This is a genomic window from Streptomyces sp. SN-593, from assembly GCF_016756395.1.
In the GTDB taxonomy this organism is placed as follows: domain Bacteria; phylum Actinomycetota; class Actinomycetes; order Streptomycetales; family Streptomycetaceae; genus Actinacidiphila; species Actinacidiphila reveromycinica.
Genome location: NZ_AP018365.1, coordinates 6,653,469 through 6,678,451, shown reverse-complemented (window position 1 = coordinate 6,678,451; position 24,983 = coordinate 6,653,469). Strand labels below are relative to the sequence as shown.

General features: G+C 74.7%; 22 protein-coding genes. 15 read left to right on the top strand and 7 right to left on the bottom strand.

The window, feature by feature from the left end; translation table 11 throughout:
- Positions 1-292: 292 nt before the first annotated feature.
- From RVR_RS28615 to RVR_RS28600, 4 genes are all read left to right on the top strand, one after another.
- Positions 293-1,171, top strand: coding sequence for an alpha/beta fold hydrolase (locus RVR_RS28615; protein WP_202236798.1), 879 nt, complete (start codon positions 293-295; stop codon positions 1,169-1,171).
- 360 nt (positions 1,172-1,531) lie between these two features.
- Positions 1,532-2,443, top strand: coding sequence for a GNAT family N-acetyltransferase (locus RVR_RS28610; RefSeq protein WP_202236797.1), 912 nt, complete (start codon positions 1,532-1,534; stop codon positions 2,441-2,443).
- 179 nt (positions 2,444-2,622) lie between these two features.
- Positions 2,623-4,377, top strand: a complete 1,755-nt coding sequence (gene treZ, locus RVR_RS28605; RefSeq protein ID WP_202236796.1) for a malto-oligosyltrehalose trehalohydrolase — start codon at positions 2,623-2,625, stop codon at positions 4,375-4,377.
- A complete protein-coding gene (locus RVR_RS28600) occupies positions 4,374-4,568 on the top strand; it encodes a hypothetical protein (protein ID WP_202239711.1) in 195 nt (64 codons plus the stop codon). The genes treZ and RVR_RS28600 overlap by 4 nt, the downstream gene beginning before the upstream one ends.
- 37 nt (positions 4,569-4,605) lie before the next feature.
- Here RVR_RS28600 and RVR_RS28595 read toward each other — a convergent pair whose 3' ends face one another.
- On the bottom strand, positions 4,606-5,454 hold the full coding sequence (locus RVR_RS28595) for a polyphosphate kinase 2 family protein (RefSeq protein ID WP_202236795.1): 849 nt from the start codon (positions 5,452-5,454) through the stop codon (positions 4,606-4,608).
- 138 nt (positions 5,455-5,592) lie between these two features.
- Positions 5,593-6,660 carry a cell division protein ZapE gene (zapE, locus tag RVR_RS28590; RefSeq protein ID WP_237405023.1) on the bottom strand — a complete coding sequence of 356 codons (1,068 nt, stop codon included), beginning with the start codon at positions 6,658-6,660 and terminating at the stop codon, positions 5,593-5,595.
- Positions 6,661-6,809: 149 nt separating this feature from the next.
- Between zapE and RVR_RS28585 the strand changes: the two genes are divergently transcribed.
- From RVR_RS28585 to RVR_RS28560, 6 genes are all read left to right on the top strand, one after another.
- Positions 6,810-7,610, top strand: a complete 801-nt coding sequence (locus RVR_RS28585; RefSeq protein WP_202236793.1) for a pyrimidine reductase family protein — start codon at positions 6,810-6,812, stop codon at positions 7,608-7,610.
- A gap of 131 nt (positions 7,611-7,741) precedes the next feature.
- Positions 7,742-8,209 carry a universal stress protein gene (locus RVR_RS28580; RefSeq protein WP_202236792.1) on the top strand — a complete coding sequence of 156 codons (468 nt, stop codon included), beginning with the start codon at positions 7,742-7,744 and terminating at the stop codon, positions 8,207-8,209.
- A gap of 115 nt (positions 8,210-8,324) precedes the next feature.
- Positions 8,325-9,746 (top strand): UDP-N-acetylmuramate--L-alanine ligase, encoded by a 1,422-nt coding sequence (gene murC / locus RVR_RS28575; RefSeq protein WP_202236791.1) that lies wholly within the window; start codon positions 8,325-8,327, stop codon positions 9,744-9,746.
- 31 nt (positions 9,747-9,777) lie between these two features.
- Positions 9,778-10,200 carry a peptide-methionine (R)-S-oxide reductase MsrB gene (gene msrB, locus RVR_RS28570; protein WP_202236790.1) on the top strand — a complete coding sequence of 141 codons (423 nt, stop codon included), beginning with the start codon at positions 9,778-9,780 and terminating at the stop codon, positions 10,198-10,200.
- 96 nt (positions 10,201-10,296) lie between these two features.
- Positions 10,297-11,244, top strand: coding sequence for a carbohydrate kinase family protein (locus RVR_RS28565; RefSeq protein ID WP_202239311.1), 948 nt, complete (start codon positions 10,297-10,299; stop codon positions 11,242-11,244).
- Positions 11,245-11,326: 82 nt separating this feature from the next.
- Positions 11,327-12,025, top strand: a complete 699-nt coding sequence (locus RVR_RS28560) for a peptidyl-tRNA hydrolase (RefSeq protein ID WP_202236789.1) — start codon at positions 11,327-11,329, stop codon at positions 12,023-12,025.
- A gap of 28 nt (positions 12,026-12,053) precedes the next feature.
- On the opposite strand, the gene hemQ is transcribed toward RVR_RS28560, so the two are convergent.
- The 3 genes from hemQ to hemE all read right to left on the bottom strand — a co-directional run bounded on the left by hemQ (position 12,054) and on the right by hemE (position 15,422).
- Positions 12,054-12,818 (bottom strand): hydrogen peroxide-dependent heme synthase, encoded by a 765-nt coding sequence (gene hemQ, locus RVR_RS28555; protein ID WP_202236788.1) that lies wholly within the window; start codon positions 12,816-12,818, stop codon positions 12,054-12,056.
- A gap of 4 nt (positions 12,819-12,822) precedes the next feature.
- On the bottom strand, positions 12,823-14,250 hold the full coding sequence (gene hemG, locus RVR_RS28550; RefSeq protein ID WP_202236787.1) for a protoporphyrinogen oxidase: 1,428 nt from the start codon (positions 14,248-14,250) through the stop codon (positions 12,823-12,825).
- Between the two features lie 134 nt (positions 14,251-14,384).
- Positions 14,385-15,422, bottom strand: a complete 1,038-nt coding sequence (hemE, locus tag RVR_RS28545) for a uroporphyrinogen decarboxylase (protein ID WP_202236786.1) — start codon at positions 15,420-15,422, stop codon at positions 14,385-14,387.
- A gap of 180 nt (positions 15,423-15,602) precedes the next feature.
- Between hemE and RVR_RS28540 the strand changes: the two genes are divergently transcribed.
- From RVR_RS28540 to RVR_RS28520, 5 genes are all read left to right on the top strand, one after another.
- A complete protein-coding gene (locus RVR_RS28540; protein ID WP_202236785.1) occupies positions 15,603-16,229 on the top strand; it encodes a DUF3000 domain-containing protein in 627 nt (208 codons plus the stop codon).
- Positions 16,230-16,371: 142 nt separating this feature from the next.
- Positions 16,372-17,037 (top strand): response regulator transcription factor, encoded by a 666-nt coding sequence (locus tag RVR_RS28535; protein WP_202236784.1) that lies wholly within the window; start codon positions 16,372-16,374, stop codon positions 17,035-17,037.
- Positions 17,038-17,234: 197 nt separating this feature from the next.
- Positions 17,235-18,515 carry a ribonuclease D gene (locus RVR_RS28530; protein WP_202236783.1) on the top strand — a complete coding sequence of 427 codons (1,281 nt, stop codon included), beginning with the start codon at positions 17,235-17,237 and terminating at the stop codon, positions 18,513-18,515.
- 305 nt (positions 18,516-18,820) lie between these two features.
- The gene (locus RVR_RS28525) at positions 18,821-20,065 is read left to right on the top strand and encodes a thiolase family protein (protein WP_202236782.1); all 1,245 of its coding nucleotides are present in this window, start codon (positions 18,821-18,823) and stop codon (positions 20,063-20,065) included.
- Positions 20,062-22,188: a 3-hydroxyacyl-CoA dehydrogenase NAD-binding domain-containing protein gene (locus RVR_RS28520; protein WP_202236781.1), complete on the top strand. Its 2,127-nt coding sequence runs from the start codon at positions 20,062-20,064 to the stop codon at positions 22,186-22,188. Before RVR_RS28525 ends, RVR_RS28520 begins: the two co-directional genes overlap by 4 nt.
- A 97-nt stretch (positions 22,189-22,285) precedes the next feature.
- Here RVR_RS28520 and RVR_RS28515 read toward each other — a convergent pair whose 3' ends face one another.
- Both RVR_RS28515 and RVR_RS28510 read right to left on the bottom strand, forming a co-directional pair.
- On the bottom strand, positions 22,286-23,149 hold the full coding sequence (locus RVR_RS28515; protein WP_237405020.1) for a DsbA family protein: 864 nt from the start codon (positions 23,147-23,149) through the stop codon (positions 22,286-22,288).
- Positions 23,150-23,268: 119 nt separating this feature from the next.
- Positions 23,269-24,777 carry an amino acid permease gene (locus RVR_RS28510; protein WP_237405019.1) on the bottom strand — a complete coding sequence of 503 codons (1,509 nt, stop codon included), beginning with the start codon at positions 24,775-24,777 and terminating at the stop codon, positions 23,269-23,271.
- Between the last annotated feature and the right edge of the window lie 206 nt (positions 24,778-24,983).

The window sequence follows — 24,983 nt, the reverse complement described above, 5'->3', positions numbered from 1 at the left end:
CCGGAGGGGGCGCCCCCGGAAGGCGGCGCGGGCGACGCCGCTCGTGCCGTGCCCGGGCCCTGTGCCCGGGCCACCGATCGACCGCCGGGCGCACCACCGATCGGCCGCCGGCCGGGCTCGGGCCGCACCGCCGGCCGGACTCGTGTGGCATCGCCGGCCGGGCTCGTGTGGCACCGCCGGCCGGACTCCCCCGGGGTCACCGGTCGCTTGCTGACCGGTTGCTGATCCGGGCGCGCGAGGCTCGACCTGTCAGCGGATCGAGCAGGACCGACACGAGAGAGAAGCACACACCATGGCACCGACCATCCCGGACTTCGCACAGCGGCGCGTCGAGGTCGCCGAGGACGTCACCCTGAACGTGGCGGTCGGCGGCAGCGGCAGCCCCGTCGTACTGCTGCACGGCTTCCCGCAGACGCACCTGATGTGGCGGCACGTCGCCGCCGACCTCGCCGCGGACCACACCGTGATCTGCCCCGACCTGCGCGGCTACGGCGCGAGCGACAAGCCCGCGGACCCGGACGGGACCGCGTACGGCAAGCGCATGATGGCCGCCGACACGGTCGCGCTCGCCCGGGCGCTCGGCCACGAGCGGTTCGCGCTGGCCGGGCACGACCGGGGCGCGCTGGTCGCGTTCCGGGCCGGGCTCGACCACCCGACCGCGGTCACCCACGTGGCCTGCCTGGACGTACTGCCCACGCTCGACATGTGGGCGGCGATGCACGGCACCTCGGCCGCCGTGGGCTTCCACCTCTACCTGATGGCGCAGCCGCCGGGCCTGCCCGAGCAGATGATCGCCGGCGCCTCGGACGCGTTCTTCGGGCACTTCCTCGACGCGTGGGCGGCCGACCCCGCCGCCGTCCCGGCGGACGTGCGCGCCTCCTACCTCGACGCCTGCCGCGCCGCGGTCCCGTCGATCGTCGCGGACTACCGCGCCTCCGCCGGGATCGACGTCGTGCACGACCAGGCGGACCGCGACGCGGGCAACCGGCTGCGGATGCCGGTCTCCGTGCTCCAGCAGGACTGGGGCGCCGCGCTCGGCTACGACGCCCGGGCGCTGTGGAGCGCGTGGGCCGACGACCTGGTGCACACCACCGTCGACTGGGGTCACTTCATGGCGGAGCAGGCCCCGGCCGAGGTGGCCGCCGCGCTGCGCGACCTGCTGGCGCGCTGATCTTCCGACCGCCGCCGAGTCCGCCGATCCGTCGGCCCCCGGGCCACCCCGGGGCCGCGGGTCCCGGGACCTCGCGCCCCCTTCGCCAAAACCCCCGCGCGCCCGGTCGGCGCCCGCCTCGGCCGCGCCGTACGCCCCGCCGCGACCGGCCGCCCCGGCCCGGCCGTCGCACGGCCCCGCCCGGCCGGAAAAGCGGTGGGCGCCGCGGGCGCGGGCGGGCTACGCTCGGCGGACACGTCCGGCCAGGACCAGGAAGAGGAGGCGAGAGCGATGCCGAGGACCACCGACCCGTGCTCCCGCCCGTCCGCCGGACGTCCGTGACCTCTTCGGGAGCGCACCGCTGACTCCCGAAGGACGCACATGTCCGATCTGGTACTCCGCCCGCTCACCGCGGGCGAGTCCGCCCTGTTCACCTCACTCCCCGTCGCGGAGCGGCTCGGCCGCGCCCTGCTCGGGGAGGACTTCGCGCTGCTGGACGCCGGCGGCCCGTACCGACCGGAGTGGTCGTGGGTCGCGCTGCGCGACGGCACCCCGGTGGCCCGCGCCGCGTGGTGGGCACAGCCCGACGACACCGCACCGGTGGCGCTCGACTGGTTCGACGTCGCCGACGGCGAGCAGGAGGCCGCGGTCGCCCTGCTGCGGGCCGCGCGGCTGAGGGCCGAGCACAGCCTGCTGCTGCCGCCCGGCTGGCGCGAGCAGGCCGCGCTGCGGGCCGCCGAGCGGGTGCGCGCGGCGGCGCTGGAGGCCGCCGGGATGCGCCGCCTCGTGGAGCGCTACCGCTACACCTGGACCGCCGACCACGGCCCGTTGCCGGCCCGCACCGGCCGGCTGGTGTACCGGCCCGAGCCGGACGACGCCGCCTTCCGCGCGGTGATGGCCCGGACCATGTCCGGCACGCTCGACGCCCACGACCGGCACAAGCTCGACGCGGAGGGCCTGGACGCCGCGCTCGACGACACGCTCGGCATCCTGTCCTGGATGCCCTCCCCCGACGACTGGCGGCGCGTCGCCTTCACCCCTCAGGGCGACCTCGTCGGCCTGCACGTCCCGGCGCGCAACACGAGGACGCACTGCGTCGGCTTCGTCGCGGTCGTCCCCGAGCAGCGCGGCCGCGGCTACGCCTACGACCTGCTGGCCGAGTGCGGCCGCGACCTGGTGGACCTCGGTGCCACCGAGATCGCGGCGGCCACCGACCAGCCGAACTTCCCGATGGCCCGCGCCTTCGCCCGCGCCGGCTACCCGATCACCCAGGAACGGGTGGACTTCGTCTAGACGGGGCGCTCCGCGGGCATGCATCTGCCCTGGAGCCTGTCCGGCGGGCCGTGGAGCGACGGACCCGCCGGACCGGTCACGCGGGGCCCGGCCCACCGGCCGGGCCCCCGTGTGACCGGCGGGGCAGGGAAGACGACGAGCCGGGGCCGGTGACGCTCCGGCCGGACGGGAGCCGTTGCGTGCTGTTCGAGGTGTGGGCGCCCGGCGCCCGCCAGGTGGAGGCGCTGGTCGACGGGCAGCCGTACGCGATGGGGCCCGACCCCGCGCGCGCCGGCTGGTGGCGGGTGGACGCCGCGGCCGGGCACGGCAGCCGCTACGCGTACCGGCTCGACGGCGGGGAGCCGCTGCCCGACCCGCGCTCGCGGCGGCAGCCGGACGGCCCGGACGGCCCGAGCGCGGTCGTCGACCAGGACGCCTTCGGCTGGACGTCGCCGTGGCCCGGGCGCGGCCTGCCGGGCGCGGTGCTCTACGAACTGCACGTCGGCACCTTCACCCCCGAGGGCACCTTCGACGCGGCCGTCGAGCGGCTGCCGCACCTGGCCAGGCTCGGCATCACCCATGTCGAGCTGATGCCGGTCTGCCCCTTCCCGGGCACCAACGGCTGGGGGTACGAAGGCGTCTCGCTGTGGGCGGTGCACGAGCCGTACGGCGGTCCCGAGGCGATGAAGCGCTTCATCGACGCGGCGCACTGCCACGGCCTGGGCGTCGTCCTGGACGTGGTGCACAACCACCTCGGCCCGTCGGGCAACCATCTGCCGCCCTTCGGGCCGTACTTCACCGACCGCCACCACACCCCCTGGGGCGACGCGGTCAACCTCGACGCGCCCGGCTCGGACGAGGTGCGGGACTTCCTGATCGGCGGCGCGCTGGCCTGGCTGCGCGACTACCGCCTCGACGGGCTGCGGCTGGACGCGGTGCACGCGCTGGTCGACACCCGCGCGCTGCACTTCCTGGAGGAGCTGTCCACGGCGGTGGACGGGCTGTCGGCCGCGCTCGGCCGCCCGCTGTTCCTGATCGCCGAGTCCGACCTGAACGACCCGCGCACCACCGCGCCGCGCGAGGCCGGCGGCCTGGGGCTGCACGCGCAGTGGAACGACGACTTCCACCACGCCCTGCACACCGCGGTCACCGGCGAAGCGCAGGGCTACTACGGCGACTTCGCCGCGGCGGGGCCCGCCGCGCTCGCCAAGGTGCTGACCCGCGGCTTCTTCCACGACGGCACCTGGTCGTCCTTCCGCGGCCGCCACCACGGCCGCCCGCTGGGCCCGTCCACGGTGCCCGCGCACCGGCTGCTCGGCTACGCCCAGACCCACGACCAGGTCGGCAACCGCGCGACCGGCGACCGGCTGACCCCGGAGCAGCTCGGCACCGCGGCGGCGCTGGTGCTCACCTCGCCGTTCACGCCGATGCTGTTCATGGGCGAGGAGTGGGGGGCCGCCACGCCCTGGCAGTTCTTCACCGACCACGACGACCCGGAGCTGGCCGCGGCCATCACCCGGGGGCGGCGGCGGGAGTTCGCCGAGCACGGCTGGGCCGAGGAGGACGTGCCCGACCCGCAGGACCCGGCCACCCGGAACCGCTCCTGCCTGGACTGGACGGAGCCCGGCGCCTCCGGCCACCGCGAGCTGCTGGAGTGGTACCGGGCGCTGATCGCGCTGCGGCGGGCCGAACCGGAGCTCGCCTCGCCCCGGTTGGACACCGTGACGGCCACCGCCGGCGGCCGCACCCTGCGGATCGCCCGCGGGCCGTTCCGGGTGCTGGTGAACTTCTCGGACTCCCCCGCGCGCATCCCGCTCAACACGCCCTGCGACGTCCTGCTGGCCCGCCCCGCCTGCCGCATCCTGCCCGGCCCGGCCGTCCAGCTCCCGCCGCGCGGTGCGGCCGTGCTGCGCGCCCGCGACGCCGTGTCCGCGCCGGGTACGGTGGACGGGTGAGCGATTCCCCCGACGAACCCGCCGCGACGGCCGCAGCGGACGCGACGGCCACCGCGGAGGCTTCTGCGGAGCCCCGCGCCGACTGCGTGCTGTGCGGGGAGCCCACCGAGTTCCCCAACAGCACCAAGGGCGCGACCCTCTGCCCGGTCTGTGCCTGGCAGGAGGCGCAGCGCACCGCCTGCTCGGGCTGATCCGGGCCGGGCGCCGGGCCGGGCGGCCACCCGCGGCTCAGGTGGCGAGCAGCCGCGCGCGGTACTTCGCCACGTCCAGCTCCGGCTGCGGGTAGGCCGGGTCGATCCGTTCCAGGTGCTCCAGCAGCAGTCGGCTGACGGCCCAGTTGCGGTACCACTTGCGGTCGGCCGGCACCACGTACCAGGGCGCGGCCTCGGTCGAGCAGCGCCGGAGCGCCACCTCGTACGCCGTCCGGTAGTCCGGCCAGCGCTCGCGCTCGGCCACGTCGGTGGGGCTGAACTTCCAGTGCTTGTCCGGCCGTTCGAGTCGCTCCAGCAGCCGGGCGCGCTGCTCCTCCGGGCTGATGTGCAGGAAGACCTTGAGCACGGTCACCCCGCTGTCGGCGAGCGAGCGCTCGAAGCGGTTGATGGCGGCGTAGCGGCGGCTCCAGACCGACCGGGGCACCATGTCGTGGACCCGGACGATCAGCACGTCCTCGTAGTGCGAGCGGTCGAAGACCCCGATCTCCCCGGCCCGCGGCAGCGCGGCGCGGACCCGCCACAGGAAGTCGTGGCGCCGCTCCTCCTCGGTGGGCGCCTTGAACGCCCGCACCCGCAGACCGGCCGGGTTCAGCCCGGACACGACGTGCTTGACGGTGCCGCCCTTCCCGGAGGTGTCCATGCCCTGGAGGACCAGCAGCACCCGGCGCCGGTCGCCCCCGACGGCGCTCTGCGCGAACAGCCGCTCCTGGAGCGCGGCGAGCCTCGGCCGCATCCGCTCGATCTCGGCGAGGCCGTGCTTCTTGTCCTTCGGGCCGCCGGGGGTGCCGTGCGGGTCGTACGCCGACAGGTCGACCGGGCCGCCGCCCGGCTCCACGCGCAGCCGCGCGCCCAACGATTTCGCCATGCCCCGATCCTCCCGCGCCTTCGCCCGCGCCGCCCGGCCAGGGGTCGGACGGGCCCGGCGGCGCGGGCGAGGCGGCCCGGGCGGCACAGGGCGGGCGAGACCGGCGGTGCGTGGCCCGGGCGGCGCGGGCGAGGCGGCTCAGGCGAGGCGGGCGGAGTCCCGGGCCAGCGAGGTGAGGCGGGAGACCGCCCGGAAGTACTTCTTCCGGTAGCCGCCGCTCAGCATCTCCGCGGAGAAGAGCCGGTCGAAGGGCACCCCGGAGGCCATCACCGGCACCTCCCGGTCGTAGAGCCGGTCCGCCAGGACCACCAGGCGCAGGGCCGCCGCCTGGTCGGTGACCTGCCGCACTCCGCGCAGGAACACCGCGTCGACACCGTCGACGAGCGCTCCGTACCGGCTGGGATGCACCTGCGCGAGGTGCGCCACGAGCGGTTCGAAGTCGTCGAGCGCGGCGCCCGGTGTCCGGCTGGCCGCCACGGTGACCTGCTGGTCGGCGTACGGTTCGGGCGCCTGCGGCAGCCCCCGGTGGCGGTAGTCGTCGCCGTCGATCCGCAGCGACGTGAACTGCGCGGACAGCCCCTGGATCTCCCGCATGAAGTCGGCCGCGGCGAAACGTCCCTCGCCGAGCCTGCCGGGCAGCGTGTTGGAGGTCGCGGCGAGCCGCACGCCGGCCGCGGCGAGCCGGGCCAGCAGCGTGGAGACCAGGACGGTGTCCCCGGGGTCGTCGAGTTCGAACTCGTCGATGCAGACCAGCCGGTGGGAGCTGAGCGCCTCGACGGCCGGGCGGAAGCCGAGCGCGCCGACGAGGTTGGTCAGCTCCACGAACGTGCCGAACGCTTTCTGCTCGGCGGGGGCGTCGGTGGCGTGCCACAGCGAGGCGAGCAGGTGGGTCTTGCCGACGCCGTACCCGCCGTCCAGGTAGATCCCGCCGGGGGTGCTCGGCCGCTCCGGCGCCCTGCCGCGGAACCACCGGCGCCGGCCGCCGTCCGGGGCGGGTCCGCCGAGTCCGGCCGCGAACTCCTCCAGCGCGCGCACCGCGCGGGCCTGGCTGGGCTGGTCCCGGTCGGGGACGTAGCTGGAGAAGCGCACCGCGTCGAACCGGGGCGGCGGCACGAGCTCGGCCAGCAGCCGCTGGGCGTCCAGGCGCGGCTCACGCTCCGCGAGCACGACCGGGGTGACGGTTCCTGCGGCGACTTCTGCTGGCACGGCATCCCACCTTACTCTCCGGGGGCGCGCGCCCCCGGCGCGGGTGGCACAGCGCACCGGGCGCGGTGGCCCGGTGCGGCGGCCGGGCGACCGGGCGGAGCCGGGCCCGCCTGGTGGGGGCGGCGGGCGGCCGGTGGGACACTGCATAAATGCAGCAGCTGTTCCCCCCGCCCGGACCGGACGCCGCGACCCCGGTGGACCTGGTCGACGCCTACGCGTACCCGCCACGGGAGGAGGGCCCCTACCTGCGGGCGAACATGGTCTCCTCGCTCGACGGCGCCGCGACCCACGACGGCGCCTCGGCTCCGCTCTCCTCCCCCGCCGACATGCGGATCTTCGGCACGCTGCGGGCCCTGGCCGACGTGATCGTGGTCGGCGCCGGGACGGTGCGGCAGGAGGGCTACCGCCCGGGCAGGGCCCGCCCGTCGTTCGCCGAGCGCCGTGCGGCCGACGGCCAGCCGCCCGCCCCGGCCATCGCGGTGCTCAGCCGGCGGCTGGACCTGGACTTCTCGGCGCCGCTGTTCACCGCCGCGCTGACGCCGACGCTGGTGCTGACCGGCACCGGCGCGGATGCCGGGGCCCGGGCGGCGGCCGAGGCGGCGGGGGCGCGGGTGGTGACCGCCGGCGACGGCGACGGGGTGGACCCGGTGCGCGTGGTGCGCGAACTGGCCGCGCTCGGCCTGTCGCGGCTGCTGCACGAGGGCGGCCCGCGGGTGCTCGCGCAGTTCGCGGCCGCCGGGGTGGTGGACGAGCTGTGCCTGACCCTGGCGCCGCTGACCGTCGGCGGCGGCGCACCGCGGATCATGGACGGCCCCGGCGTCGCCGACCCGACCCGCTTCGCACCGGTGTCGGTGCTGGAGGAGGACGGCTTCCTGTTCACCCGTTACGTCGAACGGCGGCGCCTCGGGCGGCTCCGCGTCAAGCCGGCGGAGACGCAGGTCACGGCATAAGGCACTCTCCCGGGGGACGCGCGGCGGAAAAAAGCGGATTCGCTCGTTCCGCTTCGCGTGGCGCGGGAAGAATGGACAACGGCACCCGGCGAAGATCGGGGCCCCGCTCGCGAGAGAGAAGGACGCGTCCCGTGTTCACGACCGTACTCATGATCGAGAAGCCGCTCGCCTCGGCCGATGTGGAGCTGGTCACCACGCTCCACGGCGACGAGCAGGTCTCCTTCGTCGTACTCATGCAGCCCCGCGGCGACCAGGACCGCCTGCTGCGCGCCGTGGACGACGTGGCGCTCGGCCACCTCGACGACGCCGCCCGGGAGAACGAGGTGCCGGAGGGCCAGGAGGCCCACGCCCCCGCCGAGCGCGCCCTCGCGCACTCCCTGGAGGCGCTGCGGGCCGCCGGGGTCCGGGCCGAGGGCGAGGTGGTGCAGAACCACCCGCTGGACGAGCTCAGGGCCGTGGTGGAGCGGTCCGGGGCCGACGAGGTGGTGGTGCTGACCGCGCCGCACTTCGTGGAGGAGTTCTTCCACCGCGACTGGACCTCCCGGGCCCGGCACAAGGTCGGCGTGCCCGTGCTGAAGCTCTTCGCGCAGCACGACTGACGGCGAAGGGGCGGCACACGCGCCGGGGAGCGGCGGCCCGTCGGGAAAACCGCGCCGCACCTGTGTCACGATCGGGGCTCCGGAACACGACGAACCACCCCCTGGAGACCCGCGCATGAGCCCGTCCGGCCCGCCCGTACCCCGCGACCTCGACCGACCGCACTTCATCGGCATCGGCGGCGCCGGGATGTCGGGGATCGCGAAGATCCTCGCCCAGCGCGGGGCGCGGGTGGCCGGCAGTGACGCGAAGGACTCCGCGACCGCGGAGGCGTTGCGGGCGCTGGGCGCCACCGTGCACGTCGGCCACGACGCGGCGCACCTCGCGCCGGACGCCACGGCGGTCGTGGTGTCCAGCGCGATCCGCGAGCAGAACCCGGAGCTGGTGGCGGCCCGTGAGCGCGGCCTGCCGGTGGTGCACCGCAGCGACGCGCTGGCCGCGCTGATGGAGGGCACCGTCCCGATCGCGGTGGCGGGCACCCACGGCAAGACCACCACCACCTCGATGCTCGCGGTGGCGCTGACCTCGCTGGGCCTGGAGCCGTCGTACGCGATCGGCGGCGACCTGGACGCGCCGGGGTCCAACGCGCACCACGGCGGCGGCGGGATCTTCGTCGCCGAGGCCGACGAGTCCGACCGCAGCTTCCACCGGTACGCCCCGCAGGTCGCGGTGGTGCTCAACGTGGAGCTGGACCACCACGCGAACTACGCCTCCCTGGAGGAGGTGTACGCCTCCTTCGAGGAGTTCGTCGGCAAGGTCCGGCCCGGCGGCACCCTGGTGGTCTCCGCCGACCAGCCCGGCGCGGTCGAGCTGACCTCCCGGGTGCGGGACATCGGCGGCCTGCACGTCGTGACCGTCGGCGAGTCCGAGGGCGCCGACGTGCGGATCACCCGGATCAACCCGCGCGGCCTGACCAGCGAGGTCAGCGTGCTGCTCGACGGCCGCATGCTCACCTTCACGGTGTCCGTGCCCGGCAGCCACTACGCGCACAACGCGGTCGCCGCCCTCGCCGCGGGCATCGCCGCCGGCGCCCCCGCCCGCAACCTGGCCTCCGCGCTGGCGAAGTACACCGGCGTCAAGCGCCGGCTCCAGCTCAAGGGCGAGGCGGCCGGCGTCCAGGTGATCGACTCCTACGCGCACCACCCGACGGAGATGGCCGCCGACCTGGCCGCGATCCGCCAGGCCACCGGCGGCGGTTCCGGGCGCGAGGGCGGCCGGGTGCTGGTGGTCTTCCAGCCGCACCTGTTCAGCCGCACCAAGGAGCTGGGCACCGAGATGGGCGGAGCGCTGGCGCTGGCGGACGCCTCTGTGGTGCTGGACATCTACCCGGCCCGCGAGGACCCGCTGCCGGGGGTCACCAGCGAGCTGATCGTGGCGGCGGCCCGGGCGGCCGGCGCCGACGTGACCGCGGTGCACGGCCGGGAGGCGGCCGTGGAGCAGGTGGCGGGAATGGCGAAGCCGGGTGATCTCGTTCTCACCATGGGGGCGGGGGACGTGACGGACCTCGGCCCCCTGATTCTCGCCCGGCTCACCGACTGAGGCCGTCCGAGGCCGTTCTGAGGAGGTTCGCATGTCGCAGGATGCGCGCAGGTACCAGGTCGACAAGACCGAGGAGCAGTGGCGCGCCGAGCTGTCCCCGCAGGAGTACGCGGTGCTGCGCGAGGCCGGCACCGAGCGCCCGTTCACCGGTGAGTACACCGACACCAAGACCGAGGGCGTCTACTCCTGCCGGGCGTGCGGCGCGGAGCTGTTCCGGTCGGACACGAAGTTCGCGTCGCACTGCGGCTGGCCGTCCTTCTACGACCCGGCCGACACGAAGGCGGTCGAGCTGATCGAGGACCGCTCGATGGGCATGGTGCGGATCGAGGTGCGCTGCGCCTCCTGCGGCTCGCACCTGGGCCACGTCTTCGAGGGCGAGGGCTACCCGACCCCGACCGACCAGCGGTACTGCATCAACTCCATCTCGCTGCGGCTGGCCCCCTCGGGAAGCTGACCGCGCCCCGGCGGCACCCCCGGTAAGGTGAGCGCCCGCACACCGGACCGGGGGGATGACGTGGACGACGGCACCGCACACGCCGGCGGGGAGACGGTGGGCACCGACCCGGCCGCCGACCGCTACGACGTCCTCGTGGTCGGCGGCTGCGGCGTCGACACGATCGTCCGCGTCGAGGAACTGGCCATCCCCGGCGGCGACTCCGTGTCGGTGCCACCCGTCCGCGACTACGTGGCCCACACCGGCAACGGGGTGGCGCTGGGATTCCACGCGCTGGGCCGCCGCACCAAGTTCCTCGACTTCCTCGGCGACGACGCGGCCGGCCGGCTCGTCCTGGACCGGTACGCCTCGGTGGGCCTGGACTTCGCGCACCTGCCCGCCCCGGCCGGCACCCCGCGCAGCGTCAACCTGGTCGACCGGGAGGGCCGCAGGTTCTCCTTCTTCGACGGCCGGCACCCCGCGGACCTGCTGATGCCGCTCTCCTTCTGCGGCCCCCACCTGGAGCGGGCCGCGCACGTGCACCTGTCCCGCTCGCACGTCAACCGCGAGCTGTTCGACGTGGCACGGCGGCTCGGCGTGCCGGTGTCGACCGACCTGCACGCGTGGGACGGCACCGACCCGTCGGCCCATCCGTGGGCGTACGGCGCCGACTACGTCTTCATGAGCGCGGCCGGCGTCGGACCGCGGGCGGCCGAGGTGCTGCGGGATGTCGTCGGCCGCGGCCGCGCCCGGCTCGCGGTGGCCACCGACGGCGCCGACGGTTCGTACGTGCTGGAGCGCGCCCGCCCCGACCGGGTGCGGCACTTCCCGGCGGTCCGGACCGAGCGCCCGGTGGTGGACAGCAACGGCGCGGGCGACGCCTATGTCACCGCCTTCCTGCACACCCTCTTCGACGGCGGCGACATCGACCGGTGCGCGCTGGCCGGCTCGGTCTCGGGCGCGTTCGCCTGCGGGCACCACGGCACCCACGAGGTGCAGATCACCGCCGCCGAGCTGGCTGCCGGCAGCGAACGGCTGCGCGCGCGGGGGTCCGTGGCGCCCTAGGACGGCTCGGCGGCCGTCGCACGCGGCGCCCTCCGGCCCAGGGGCCGTCCGCGGTCCGCGGGGCCGGTGGCAGACTGTCCCGGTGAGCAGCCCCTTCCACGACGAGGCGATCGACCGCGACGCCGCGCCCCAGTACGTCCTGCCCCTGGTGGTCCGGATCGAGCGCGAGACGCCGCCGGCCCGCACCGACGCCCTCCAGACCGCGGCCCGCGCGGTGCTGACCCTGCTGTCCGACGAGCGGGCGACCGACCCCGACGGCCCGTGGACGGACCTGGTCGCCGCCTGGCAGGACGCCCGCATCCGCAAGGTGGTCCGGCGGGCCCGCCGCGCCGAATGGCACCGGGCCGAGGCGCTGCCGGGGATCACCGTGACCGGCGAGGACGCGGAGGTCCGCGTCTTCCCGCCCGTCCCACTCGACGGCTGGCCGAAGGACCTCGCCCGGCTCCAGGTGTCCGGCACCGAGCTCGACGACCCGCGGCCGCCCGAGCCCGCCGACCCCGCCCACCCGGTGCTGTGGATGGCGCCGGACCTGGCGATGTCGGCGGGCAAGGCGATGGCCCAGGCCGGTCACGGCGCGCAGCTCGCCTGGTGGGAGCTGTCCGCCGAGCAGCGCCGTGCCTGGCGGGAGGCCGGGTTCCCGCTCGCCGTGCGCACGGCCTCCGCGTCGCGGTGGAAGACCCTGACCGACTCCGGGCTGCCGCTGGTCCGCGACGCCGGCTTCACCGAGGTCGCCCCCGGCTCGGCGACGGTCGTCGCGGACCACCCGGCGCTCCGGCGCTGACCGGACCGGGGCGCCCCGAGGGGTCCGCTCAGGCGAGACCCGCGACGAGTTCGGCGACCGGGCGGCGGCGCCCGGTGTAGAAGGGCACCTCCTCGCGGACGTGCAGCCGCGCCTCGGACCCGCGCAGGTGCCGCATGAGGTCCACGATCCGGTGCAGCTCGTCCGCCTCGAACGCGAGGATCCACTCGTAGTCCCCGAGCGAGAAGGACGCGACGGTGTTGGCCCGCACGTCCGGGAAGCCCCGCGCCATCTTGCCGTGGTCGGCGAGCATCCTGCGCCGGTCCTCGTCGGGCAGCAGGTACCAGTCGTACGAGCGGACGAACGGGTAGACGCTGACGTACGCGCGCGGCTCCTCCTCCGCGAGGAACGCCGGCACGTGGGACTTGTTGAACTCCGCCGGGCGGTGCAGCGCCATGTTGGACCACACCGGGGCGAACGCGCGCCCGAACCTGGTGCGGCGGAAGAGGTTGTACGCGTCCTGGAGCGCCTCGGCGGTCTCCGCGTGCCACCAGATCATCAGGTCGGCGTCGGCCCGCAGGCCGGACAGGTCGTAGGTGCCGCGCACCGTGACGTCCTTCGCGGCGAGCTGCGCGAACAGCTCCTCCACCTCGTCCGCGTACCCGGCGCGGTCGGCCGGCAGCACGTCCCTGAGCCGGAACACCGACCAGAGCGTGTAGCGGATGACCTCGTTGAGGTCCTTGGCCTTCTTGCCCGCGTTGGCGGGCCGGGCGGGGGCGGTGTCGGCTGCTGCGGCGGGGTCGACGGGGGCGCGGTCGGCGGTCGAGTCGGTCATGGGGCTATTCTCCCGCGCCGCCCGCGCCGCCGGGCACCAGGGTGGCCATCACCTCGGCGGCGGCCCGGCGGCCGCCGGCGACGCACGCGGGGATGCCGACGCCGTCGTACACCGCGCCGCACAGCGCGAGGCCGGGCAGCTTCGCGGCGTGCTCGCGCACCCGCCGCACCCGGTCCACGTGCCCGACCGCGTACTGCGGCAGCCCGCCGTGCCAGCGGGTGACCCGGGCGGCGACCGGCGCGGCCCGCAGGCCCACCGCCTCGCCCAGGTCCTCCCGGGACAGCCGCACCAGGTCGGTGTCGTCCCAGGCGAGGTCGGCGGTGTCGCCGTACCGTCCCACGGAGGTGCGCAGCACGAACACGTCGCCGCCCGCCTGGTCCAGCCAGCCCCACTTGCGGCTGGAGAAGGTGGCCGCCTTGATCGTCCGGCCGTCCACCGGGGGCACCAGGAAGCCGCTGCTGAGCGGGAGTTGGAGCACGTCGCGGCGGCGGAAGGCCATGGTGACCAGGGCCATGCTCGCGTACTCCACCGCGCCCAGCTCCGCCGCGGCCGCGGGCGCCTCGGCCGACAGCAGCGACGCGGCCACCGGCGCGGGCACCGCGACGACCACGGCGTCGGCGGCCAGTTCGCGGCCCTCCAGCCCGACCCGCCAACCGTGCGGCCCGGTCCGGCGCACCTCCCGTACGGGGGCGCCGGTCTCGATCCGCACCCTCGCGGCACGGCACGCGGCGGCCACCGCGAGCGGCAGCCGGCCGACCCCGCCGCGGATGCCGTTGAAGACCGGGCCGCCGGTACCGCCGGCCGCCGCCCTGCGCTGGATGCCGCGGGCCGCCTCGATCAGCGAGCGGCTGTCCCGGGCGGCCGCGAAGAGCTGGGGCACCGCGGCACGCAGCGAGATCCGGTAGGAGTCGCCCGCGTAGACACCGCCGAGCAGCGGCTCGACCAGCCGGTCCACCACCTCACGGCCCAGCCGGGCGGCGACGAAGGCACCGACGGCGGTGTCCTCGCCGATGTCGGTGCGGGGCAGCACGTGGTCCAACGGGAGGCGGGCCAGCCCGGCGGCGGACAGCACCCCGGAGGCGGCGAGCGGCGCCAGGTCGCCGGGCACGCCCATCACGTGCCCCTGCGGCATGGGACGCAGTCGCCCGCGGGTCCACAGCGCCGCGCCGCCGACGGCGGGCGGCTGGAGGTCGTCGGCGAGCCCGACCTCGCGGGCCAGCCCCACCGCCTCGGGCCGCCGGGCGAGCAGCGACTCCGCGCCGAGGTCCACCGGGGCGCCGGCGATCTCGTCGGCGTACAGCTTGCCGCCCAGCCGGTCCGCGGCCTCCAGCAGCGTGACCCGGGCGCCGCCCCTGGCCAGGTCGTAAGCCGCGCTCAGCCCGGAGATCCCGCCGCCGACGACCACCACATGCCCGTCCCGCGTCTGACTCATCCCCCCACTCTCGCAGGTGCCAAGGGTGCCCTGGCCCGCCGGGGTGGCGGGTTCGGCCGGTCCCGGGACCCAGGGGCGCGCCGCCGGGGAGCGCACGCTCCCGCGCCCCGCCGGACAGGCCCTGACGGGCCCGCTCAGTGGCGGTGGACGAACTCCACCAGGCGGGTCAGGGCGTCGGGCGGGGTGGCGGGCAGGACGCCGTGGCCGAGGTTGAAGACGTGCCCCGTGCCGGAGGCGCGCGCCGCGTCGAGGACCTCGGTGGCCTTCGCCTCGACCACCTCGGTCGGGGCGAAGAGGACGGAGGGGTCGAGGTTGCCCTGGAGGGCCTTGCCGGGGCCGACCCGGCGGGCCGCCTCGTCCAGGGGCACGCGCCAGTCGACGCCGACCACGTCGGCGCCCGCCTCGCCCATCAGCCCGAGCAGTTCCCCGGTGCCGACGCCGAAGTGGATGCGGGGCACGCCGTACCCGGCGACGGCCGCGAACACCTTCTGCGAGGCGGGCATGGCGTGGCGCCGGTAGTCGGCCGGGGAGAGCGCGCCGGCCCAGGAGTCGAAGACCTGTACCGCGCTCGCGCCCGCCTCGACCTGCACCCTGAGGAAGGACGTGGTGATGTCGGCGAGCCGGTCGAGCAGGTCGCGCCACAGCTCGGGCTCGCCGTACATCATCGCCTTGGTGCGCTCGTGGTTGCGCGAGGGGCCGCCCTCCACGAGGTAGCTGGCCAGTGTGAAGGGCGCGCCGGCGAAGCCGATCAGCGGGGTGGCGCCCAGCTCCGCCGTGAGCAGGCCGACCGCCTCGGTGACGTAGCAGACGTCGTCCGGCTCCAGGTCGCGCAGCCGGGCGAGGTCGGCGCGGGTGCGGACCGGGTCGCCGATCACCGGGCCCACCCCGGGCCTGATGTCCACGTCGAGGCCGATCGCCTTGAGCGGCACCACGATGTCGCTGTAGTAGACCGCCGCGTCCACGCCGTGCCGCCGCACCGGCTGAAGGGTGATCTCGGCCACGAGTTCGGGCCGGGTGCACGACTCGAGCATCGGGACGCCCTCGCGCGCCTTCAGGTACTCCGGCAGTGACCGCCCGGCCTGGCGCATGAACCACACCGGGGTGTGCGGCACCGGCTCGCACCGGCAGGCGCGGATAAACGGGGAAGCAGCGGTCTGCTGGCGCGCACTCACCCCTGGATCCTCCCACGCCCCAGGGGCGCCGTTCCGTCCCGGGACATCCCCCCCGCCCCCGTGCGGCACGCCCGCGGGATGCCCGCGGGACGCCGGTGGGACGCCCGCGGGTGCAGCGGGCGGTGACACAGGGGGTGTTGGTGCGGGCGCGGGGGTGGGCGGCGGCCTAGTCTTCCGGGCATGGCTGCGGTTCACGGGCACTCGCCGGACGAGGCTCCCATCTCCTTCCGGCGCGCGGTGGACGGTCTGCGGACCGCCCGGCTCCGCACCGAGGTACGCATCGAGGAGGTGCCGGCACCGCGCCGGCTGGCCTCCTACGCCTTCGCCCTGGAGGCGACGGTGCTCGTCGACGGGGAGGAACTGGCCGACGGCCGGCTGGTGCTGCTGCACGAGCCGGACGGCCACGACGCCTGGCACGGCGGGTTCCGGCTGGTCACGCTCGCCCGGGCGGAGCTGGAGCCGGAGATGGCCGGCGACCCGCTGCTGCCGGAGGTGAGCTGGTCGTGGCTGACCGGCGCGCTGGCCGCGCGCCAGGCGGTCTACCACGAGGCGAGCGGCACCGTGTCGCGGGCGTCCTCGCACTACTTCGGCGGGCTCTCCGAGCGCAGGGACGACACCCAGATCGAGATCCGCGCGTCCTGGACCCCGCAGGAGCGGCCGGGTTCGGGCGAGCCGGACGCGGCGGCCCACATGGCGGCCTGGTGCGACCTGCTGTGCGCGTGCGCGGGCCTGCCGCCGTCCGACGGGCCGGACCCGTCCGGACGGCCGGTCGGCGGCGTGGTGCCGCTGCCGAAGCGCAGGACCTGACGGTCCGTCCGGGCCGCCCGCGACCGGGCGCCCGATCTGCCGGAATTGTTCTGCAACAAATCGTGATCTTTCCCTAAAGCCGGGAGCAAATGCTGCCGAAGGAGACTGTGACCGTTTCAGTCCCCTTTGCACAGGAGGCCCGGTGTCCGTTCTTCTCGAGCAGCCCACGAGCCTGGTCGCCTACCGTCCCAGCAAGCCGACGGCCATGGTCGTCGTGGCCGACCCCCGGGTTCGCTCCACTGTCACCCGACACCTGTGGGCGCTCGGAGTCCGGGACGTGATCGAGGCTTCCTCCATCGCCGAAGCCCGCCCGCGGGTCGGCAACCCGCGCGACATCTGCGTCGCCGAGGTCCACCTGCCCGACGGCTCCGGCCTGACCCTGCTCGCCGAGACCCGCGCCGCCGGCTGGCCGAACGGCCTGGCCCTGTCGGCCGCCGACGACATCGGCGCGGTGCGCAACGCGCTGGCCGGCGGCGTGAAGGGCTACGTCGTCACCGGCACCCGCAACACCGCCGGCGCCCTGGCCGGCCGCCCCGGCCTGGCCCCGCTGGGCGCCACCGCGGCCCGCATGCAGCGCCGCCCGCCGGGGGTGCCCGGCCACCCGGGCGGCTACCGCGAGCTGTCCGGCCGCGAGGTCGAGGTGCTGCGGCTGGTCGCCGAGGGCCAGTCGAACAAGGCCATCGGCGTGTCGATGGGCCTGTCCGCGCTGACCGTCAAGAGCCACCTGGCCCGGATCGCCCGCAAGCTCGGCACCGGCGACCGGGCCGGCATGGTCGCGGTGGCGCTGCGCACCGGCATCATCCACTGACCCCGCCGGCGGTCGGTGGCCCCGGGCGGAACGTTCCGTCGCGGACCATCGGCCGCCGCCCGCCCCCGTCCGGCCCGGCCCGCGGGCCGCCGGACACCGCCGCGACACACCCCGTTCGCGGCCGTGACAGCGCCCGATCGGCAATCACGCCGTGACGGAGATCCACCACGGCGGCTCACCACGGCTACCCTTGACAGGTGACCGACGCCAGAGAGACCGCAATCCAGGAACCATCGGCGCCGGTCCCGCTGCTGGACCCGCGCGAGGGCATCCCGCCGGTGACCGCCAGCCCGGAGGCTCTCGCAGAAGTCGTCGCGGCCTTCGCCGCGGGCTCCGGTCCGGTGGCCATCGACGCCGAGCGCGCCTCCGGCTACCGCTACGGGCAGCGGGCCTACCTGGTCCAGTTGCGCCGCGCCGGGGCAGGGACCGCGCTGATCGACCCGGTCGGATGCCCCGACCTCTCCTCCTTGGGCGAGGTGCTGTCCGACACCGAGTGGGTACTGCACGCCGCCACCCAGGACCTGCCGTGCCTGTACGAGCTGGGCATGCGCCCGACCTCGCTCTTCGACACCGAACTGGCCGGACGGCTGGCCGGCTTCGCCCGGGTCGGCCTGGGCGCCATGGTGGAGAACGTGCTGGGCTTCACCCTGGAGAAGGGCCACTCCGCGGTCGACTGGTCCACCCGGCCGCTGCCGGAGCCCTGGCTGCGGTACGCGGCGCTCGACGTGGAACTGCTGGTGGACCTGCGCGACGCCCTGGAGGAGGAGCTGAGCGGCCAGGGCAAGCTGGACTGGGCGCTCCAGGAGTTCGCCGCGATCGCCGCCGCCCCGCCGCCCACGCCCCGCGTGGACCCCTGGCGCCGCACGTCCGGCATGCACAAGGTGCGCCGCCGCCGGCAGATCGGCATCGTGCGCGAGCTGTGGCAGGCACGGGACCGTACCGCCCGCGAGCGGGACGTCTCGCCGGGCCGGGTGCTCACCGACGCGGCCATCGTGGCCGCCGCCCTGGAGGTGCCGCCGAACGTCCACGCGCTCGCCGCGCTCCCCGGCTTCGGCCACCGCATGGGCCGGCGCCAGCTCGACCAGTGGCAGGCCGCCATCGACCGCGCCCGGGCGCTGCCGGAGCGCGAGCTCCCGCAGCCCGCGGCCGCCTACACCGGTCCCCCGCCGCCGCGCGCCTGGGCGGACAAGGACCCGGAGGCCGCCGCGCGGCTGTCCGCGGCCCGCGCCGCGGTGTCCGCGCTCGCCGAGGAGCTGAACCTCCCCCAGGAGAACCTCATCACGCCGGACACGGTGCGCCGGGTCTGCTGGACGCCTCCGTCCGAGGTCACGCCGGAGAACGTCGGGGCCGCGCTCACCGCGCTGGGCGCCCGGCCGTGGCAGGTCGACCTCAACACCCCGCTGCTCGCCAAGGCCCTCGCCACCCGGCCCCCGGCCGCCCCGGCCACGCCGCCGAGCACCCCTCCGACCACCGAGTAGCTTTCAGTCACACCGAAGGGCCGCCCTCCCCGGGGCGGCCCTTCGGTGTGACCTACGCCGCAGCCCGGGGTAGGAGTAGGCACACCGGTTACCGATGAGTAGCATGAGCTGTGTCAGACGCGTCCACTCCTCGGAGTACGTCCACCCGCACGGTCACCATTCGCCCGGGTTCGCCGGTGAGCGAGCCGAAGGCGCGCCGGTGTCGAAAGGGGAGGAGCGACAAGCGAGGAACGAGCGCGGGAGCGACGACCGTCGACACCGGGTCGAAGCGCCCGGAGGCGAGCGAACACAATTAAGGGAGCATCGTGTCTCGTACCGCGAGGGAGGTCGTCTTCGTCGACGGCGTCCGCACCCCGTTCGGCAAGGCGGGCCCGAAGGGCATCTACCACGAGACCCGCGCCGACGACCTGGTGATCAAGTCCATCCGCGAGCTGCTGCGCCGCAACCCCGGCCTCGACCCGGCGAAGGTCGACGAGGTCGCCGTGGCGGCCACCACGCAGATCGGCGACCAGGGCCTGACCCTCGGCCGCACCGCGGGCATCCTCGCCGGACTTCCCACCACCGTGCCCGGCTTCTCGATCGACCGCATGTGCGCGGGCGCGATGACCGCCGTGACCACCACCGCCGGCGGCATCGCCTTCGGCGCGTACGACGTGGTGGTGGCCGGCGGCGTGGAGCACATGGGCCGGCACCCGATGGGCGAGGGCGTGGACCCCAACCCGCGCTTCGTCTCGGAGAAACTGGTCGACGAGTCCGCGATGTTCATGGGCATGACCGCCGAGAACCTGCACGACCGGTTCCCGCACCTCACCAAGGAGCGCGCCGACGCCTACGCCGTGCGCAGCCAGGAGAAGGCGGCGAAGGCGTACGCGAACGGCAGGATCCAGCAGGACCTGGTGCCGATCGCCGTCCGCCGCACGACCGCGGTCGACAGCGGCTCCGCCGCGGGCCCGGTCGGGGAGATCGGCTGGGGCCTGGCCACCGCCGACGAGCCGATGCGGCCGGACACCACGCTGGAGCAGCTCGCCGGGCTGAAGACGCCCTTCCGGCCGCACGGCCGGGTCACCGCCGGCAACGCCGCCGGGCTCAACGACGGTGCCACCGCCGCCCTGCTCGCCGCCGAGGACGTGGCCCGCGAGCTGGACCTGCCGGTGAAGATGCGCCTGGTGTCGTACGCCTTCGCCGGCGTGGAGCCCGAGGTGATGGGGATCGGCCCGATCCCGGCCACCGAGAAGGCGCTCGCCAAGGCGGGCCTGGGCATCGGGGACATCGGCCTGTTCGAGGTGAACGAGGCGTTCGCCGTGCAGGTGCTGTCCCTGCTGGACCACTACGGCATCGCCGACGACGACCCGCGGGTCAACCAGTACGGCGGCGCCATCGCCTTCGGCCACCCGCTGGCCTCCTCCGGGGTGCGGCTGATGAACCAGCTCGCCCGGCAGTTCGAGGAGCAGCCGCACGTGCGCTACGGCATCACCACCATGTGCGTCGGCTTCGGCATGGGCGGCACGGTCATCTGGGAGAACCCGAACTTCGACGGGAGCGGCAAGTGAGTTCCACCGCAGAGCTGCTGAAGAGCGCGGCCGAGCTGTTCCCGGGCGAGGTCGTCACGCAGGCCCAGGTACGGCACGTCGACCTGCCGGGCGCCGGCCGGTTCGCGCTGATCACCCTCGACAACGGCTTCGACCACACCAAGCCGACCACGCTCGGCCCGCAGTCGCTGGCGAACATCGACGCCGCGCTCGACCAGGTCGAGAAGGAGGCGGCGGACGGCACGATCGTCGGCGTCGGCGTCACCGGCAAGCCGTTCATCTTCGCGGTCGGCGCCGACCTCAAGGGCGTGGAGCTGCTGGAGCGGCACGAGGACGCGCTGGCCATCGGCCGCGGCGGCCACGACGTCCTCAAGCGGTTCCAGTCGCTGGCGGTGCCGAGCTTCGCCTACTACAACGGCGCCGCGATGGGCGGCGGCGTGGAGATCGGCCTGCACTGCTCCTACCGCACGGTCTCCGCGTCGGTGCCGGCGTTCTCGCTGCCCGAGGTCTTCCTCGGCCTGGTGCCCGGTTGGGGCGGCTGCACGCTGCTGCCGAACCTGATCGGCGCGGACCGCGCGGTGACGGTCATCATCGAGAACTCGCTCAACCAGAACCGCCAGCTCAAGGGCGCCCAGGTGTACGAACTCGGCATCGCCGACGCCCTGTTCGAGGCGGCCGACTTCCTGGAGCAGTCGCTGGCGTGGACCGCGTCCGTGCTCAGGGGCGAGATCGAGGTGGCCCGCACCGACGTCGACCGCGGCGAGGCGTGGGACCAGGCGGTCGCCCGCGGGAGGTTCATCGCGGACGGCAAGGTGCACGGCGCCGCCCCGGCCGCGTACCGGGCGCTGGACATCATCGCGGCCGCCCGCAACGGCGACCTGCGCAAGGGCTTCGAGGCCGAGGACCTCGCGCTCGCCGACCTGATCATGGGCGGCGAGCTGCGGGCCGGCATCTACTCCTTCAACCTGGTGCAGAAGCGCGGCAAGCGCCCCGCCGGCGCCCCCGACAAGTCGCTGGCCCGCCCGGTGAACAAGGTCGGCGTGGTCGGCGCGGGCCTGATGGCCTCCCAGCTCGCCCTGCTCTTCGCCCGCCGCCTGGAGGTGCCGGTCGTGCTGACCGACATCGACCAGGCCCGGATCGACAAGGGCGTGGCCTACGTCCACGGCGAGGTCGACAAGCTGCTGGGCAAGGGGCGGATCGGCCAGGACAAGGCGAACCGGCTGAAGGGCCTGGTCACCGGCCACCTCGACAAGGCGACGGCGTTCGGTGACGCGGACTTCGTCATCGAGGCGGTCTTCGAGGAACTGGGCGTCAAGCAGCAGGTCTTCGCCGAACTGGAGGCCGTGGTCCGGCCCGACGCGATCCTGGCGACCAACACCTCGTCGCTGTCGGTCTCCGAGATGGCCGCGAAGCTGGAGCACCCCGAGCGGGTGGTCGGCTTCCACTTCTTCAACCCGGTCGCGGTGCTGCCGCTGCTGGAGATCGTCCGCGGCGCGGGCACCGACGACCCGTCGCTGGCCACCGCGTTCGCGGTGGCGAAGAAGCTGAAGAAGACCGCGGTCCTGGTCAAGGACGCGCCCGCGTTCGTGGTCAACCGCATCCTGACCCGCTTCATGGGCGAGATCCAGAACGTCATCGACGAGGGCACGCCGGTGGCCGTCGCCGAGAAGGCCGTCGAGCCGCTCGGGCTGCCGATGTCGCCCCTGGTGCTGCTGGAGCTGGTCGGGCCGGCGATCGGCCTGCACGTCTCGGAGACGCTGCACGGCGCGTTCCCGGACCGCTTCACCGTCTCGGCGAACCTGGCGGCCGTGGTCAAGGCCGGCAAGCGCGGCTTCTACGTCCACGACTCGGGCGCGCCGGTGCTGGACCCGGAGGTGGTGGCGCTGCTGGAGCAGGGCGACACGGTGCTCACCGAGGAGCAGGTGCGGGCGCGGGTGCTGGACGCGGTGGCGCAGGAGATCGGGCTGATGCTCGCGGACGGCGTGGTGGCCGAGGCGCAGGACATCGACCTGTGCCTGATCACCGGCGCGGGCTGGCCCTTCCACCTCGGCGGGATCACCCCGTACCTCGACCGCGAGGGCGTCTCCCAGCGGGTGAACGGCAAGCCGTTCCTGGAGCCGGGCGTGGCGAGCGTCCCGGCCTGACGAACCCCCATGACGACCGTGCCCGGCCGCCACCCCTCCAGGGTGGCGACCGGGCACGGTCGTGTCGGGCGCCGGGACGCCGGCAACTCACACGGCGTCAGCTCAGGGTGGGCGAGGCGGTCGGGGTGGCCTGCACGGCGATCACGCGCTTGGCCTCCTTGTTCACCATGCTGCGCAGCTTGGCCGGGGTGAGCGAGCTGCGCACGTCCTTGACCTGCTTGCCGTTGACCTCCAGCGCGGGCACGCCGCCCAGCGCGGAGTGCGCGAAGTCCGCCTGGGACTTGATCACCCAGCCGGTGTGGTCGCCCTGCTCGATGCACGGCTCGAAGGTGGCCATCTTGATCTTCTTGGCCTTGTGCGCCAGCGACTTGATCAGCTTCTCGTCGCCGAGGCTCGTGCTGTGCGGGTCGGGCTGGTGGTCCCAGACCTCCTGCACGAACTGCGTGAAGCGGCCCTGGTCCTGCGCACAGGCGGCGGCGTTGGCGGCGTACTGCGAGCTGGTGCCGCCGTAGGTGCGGTCCGAGGCGGTGACGAGCTGGTAGTGGATCTGCACCTGGCCGGTGGTCAGCATCTGGCGCAGCACGTCCTCGTACTCCTGGGCGAACGCCTTGGAGTCGGGGCTGCGCAGGTCCTCGTAGACGGTGATGGTGACCGGCACCGCCGGGCGCACCGCCACCTGGAGGTTGGGGCCGCTGGTCGCCGTCGGGGTGGGGCTGGCGGTGCTGCTCAGGCTCACCGGGCCGGTCGGCACCACCGCGGGGCCGACCGCACCGGTCGGCGCCGAGACCTTGTCGTCCTTGGAGGCCCGCACGTGCGCGCCGATCAGCGCCGAGCCGCCGAAGACCACGACCACCGCCATGATGCCGACCGCGTACGGCCGTATCTTGGCGAGCGGGCCCTTCCGCTTCTTCTTAGCCGGCGTCGCCGCGCCGCCCTTGCCGGGTCCCTTGGACTCCGTCATGCCTCACGCCACCTCGATCGTCCCGCACTGCTCTCGCGCATTTCTACCACCGCCGCGGCCCGCCCCGGAAAACGGGTGGCAGGCGGGCCGCGGCGGGCCCGGGCGAGCGCGCGGGGCGGTCAGTCGCGGCCGGCGAGCCGGCTGTGGCTACGGCCGTAGCCGAAGTAGATCAGGAAGCCCAGCACCATCCATCCGGCGAACCGCAGCCAGGTCTCGACGCTGAGGTTGATCATCAGCCAGAGCGACGCGCAGACCGACAGCACCGGCAGCACCGGCACCCACGGGGCCCGGAACGCGCGCTCCAGTTCCGGCCGGGTGCGCCGCAGCACGATCACGCCGACGGCGACGACGACGAACGCGAAGAGCGTGCCGATGTTCACCATCTCCTCCAACTGTCCGACGGTGAAGAAGCCGGCGATCAGCGCGACGATCACGCCGAGCAGCACCGTGGTGCGGTACGGGGTGCCGTAGCGCGGGTGGACCCGGGAGAAGGCGCGCGGCAGCAGGCCGTCCCGGCTCATCGCGAAGAACACCCGGGTCTGGCCCAGCAGCAGGATCATCACCACCGAGGTCAGGCCGACCGCGGCGCCGAAGCTGATCAGGCCGGACCAGAAGGGCGCCCCCACCGCCTTGAACGCCTTGGCCAGCGGGGCGTCGGTGTCCAGCGACGAGTACTTCTGCATGCCGGTGACCACCAGCGACACCGCGACGTAGAGCACGGTGCACACCACCAGCGAGCCGAAGATGCCGCGCGGCAGGTCCCGCTGCGGGTGACGGGTCTCCTCGGCGGCGGTCGCCACGATGTCGAAGCCGATGAAGGCGAAGAAGACCACCGCGGCGCCGGAGAAGATCCCCATCACGCCGAACGACGACGGGGTGAAGCCGAACATCGCCTGCACCAGCGGCGCGTGCAGGGACGACCCGGTGCCGGTGTTCGGCTGGGAGTGCGGCAGGAACGGCGTGTAGTTGCTGCCGGTGACGTAGAAGAGCCCGGCGAAGATCACCAGCAGCACCACGGTGACCTTGATCGCGACCACCAGGCCGGTGACGCGGGCCGACAGCTTCATGCCGGCCATCACGATGCCGGTGAGCACCAGCACCAGGGCGGCGGCCAGGATGTCGAAGCCGTGGTGGCCGCCCTGGTGGCTGAGCTGGTCCGGCACGCTGATGCCCGCGTTGTCGAGCAGGTTGGTGACGTAGCCGGACCAGCCGCCGGCCACCACGCCCGCGCCGAGCGCCAGTTCCAGCACCAGGTCCCAGCCGATGATCCAGGCCGGCAGTTCCCCGATGGAGGCGTAGCTGAAGGTGTACGCCGAGCCGGCCACCGGCACGGTGGAGGCGAACTCGGCGTAGCACAGTGCCGCCAGGCCGCAGACGACCGCCGAGGCGACGAAGGACAGGGCGATGGCCGGACCCGCGTACTGCTTGGCCACCGCGCCGGTCACCACGAAGATGCCGGTGCCGACGATCACGCCGACGCCGTAGACGATCAGGTCGAGCGCCGACAGTTCCTTGCGCAGGCCGTGCTCGGGGTCCTCCGTGTCGGCGATGGACTCCTCGATCGTCTTGGCGCGGAACACCCCCTGCCGCCGTGGGGTCGACGTCACCTCTCGCGTGCCCAGGTCCACAGGCGCACCTCCATCGGATCGCTGCGCCGCCCCGGCCGTTCCCGGTGCGGTGCTGGTACTCCACTCCGGTGGGGTCGCCTCACCCGTTCAGGCGCGCCTACACATCCCTCCACGGCGCAGGGGGTCCACCCATGCGGGTGAACCCCCTGGTACGTGTGCGGGGCGCGTGCGGCGGCCTGCGGCGGATCCGTGCCGCCGCCCGCCGG

Excerpts from the sequence above, each read along its gene's own strand:
- RVR_RS28615 (WP_202236798.1), top strand. The coding sequence starts at position 293 with ATGGCACCGACCATCCCGGACTTCGCACAGCGGCGCGTCGAGGTCGCC.
- hemG (WP_202236787.1), bottom strand. The coding sequence starts at position 14,250 with ATGAGTCAGACGCGGGACGGGCATGTGGTGGTCGTCGGCGGCGGGATC.
- RVR_RS28595 (WP_202236795.1), bottom strand. The coding sequence starts at position 5,454 with ATGGCGAAATCGTTGGGCGCGCGGCTGCGCGTGGAGCCGGGCGGCGGC.
- msrB (WP_202236790.1), top strand. The coding sequence starts at position 9,778 with ATGTCGCAGGATGCGCGCAGGTACCAGGTCGACAAGACCGAGGAGCAG.
- RVR_RS28540 (WP_202236785.1), top strand. The coding sequence starts at position 15,603 with ATGGCTGCGGTTCACGGGCACTCGCCGGACGAGGCTCCCATCTCCTTC.
- RVR_RS28585 (WP_202236793.1), top strand. The coding sequence starts at position 6,810 with ATGCAGCAGCTGTTCCCCCCGCCCGGACCGGACGCCGCGACCCCGGTG.
- hemQ (WP_202236788.1), bottom strand. The coding sequence starts at position 12,818 with ATGACCGACTCGACCGCCGACCGCGCCCCCGTCGACCCCGCCGCAGCA.
- RVR_RS28515 (WP_237405020.1), bottom strand. The coding sequence starts at position 23,149 with ATGACGGAGTCCAAGGGACCCGGCAAGGGCGGCGCGGCGACGCCGGCT.
- RVR_RS28610 (WP_202236797.1), top strand. The coding sequence starts at position 1,532 with ATGTCCGATCTGGTACTCCGCCCGCTCACCGCGGGCGAGTCCGCCCTG.
- murC (WP_202236791.1), top strand. The coding sequence starts at position 8,325 with ATGAGCCCGTCCGGCCCGCCCGTACCCCGCGACCTCGACCGACCGCAC.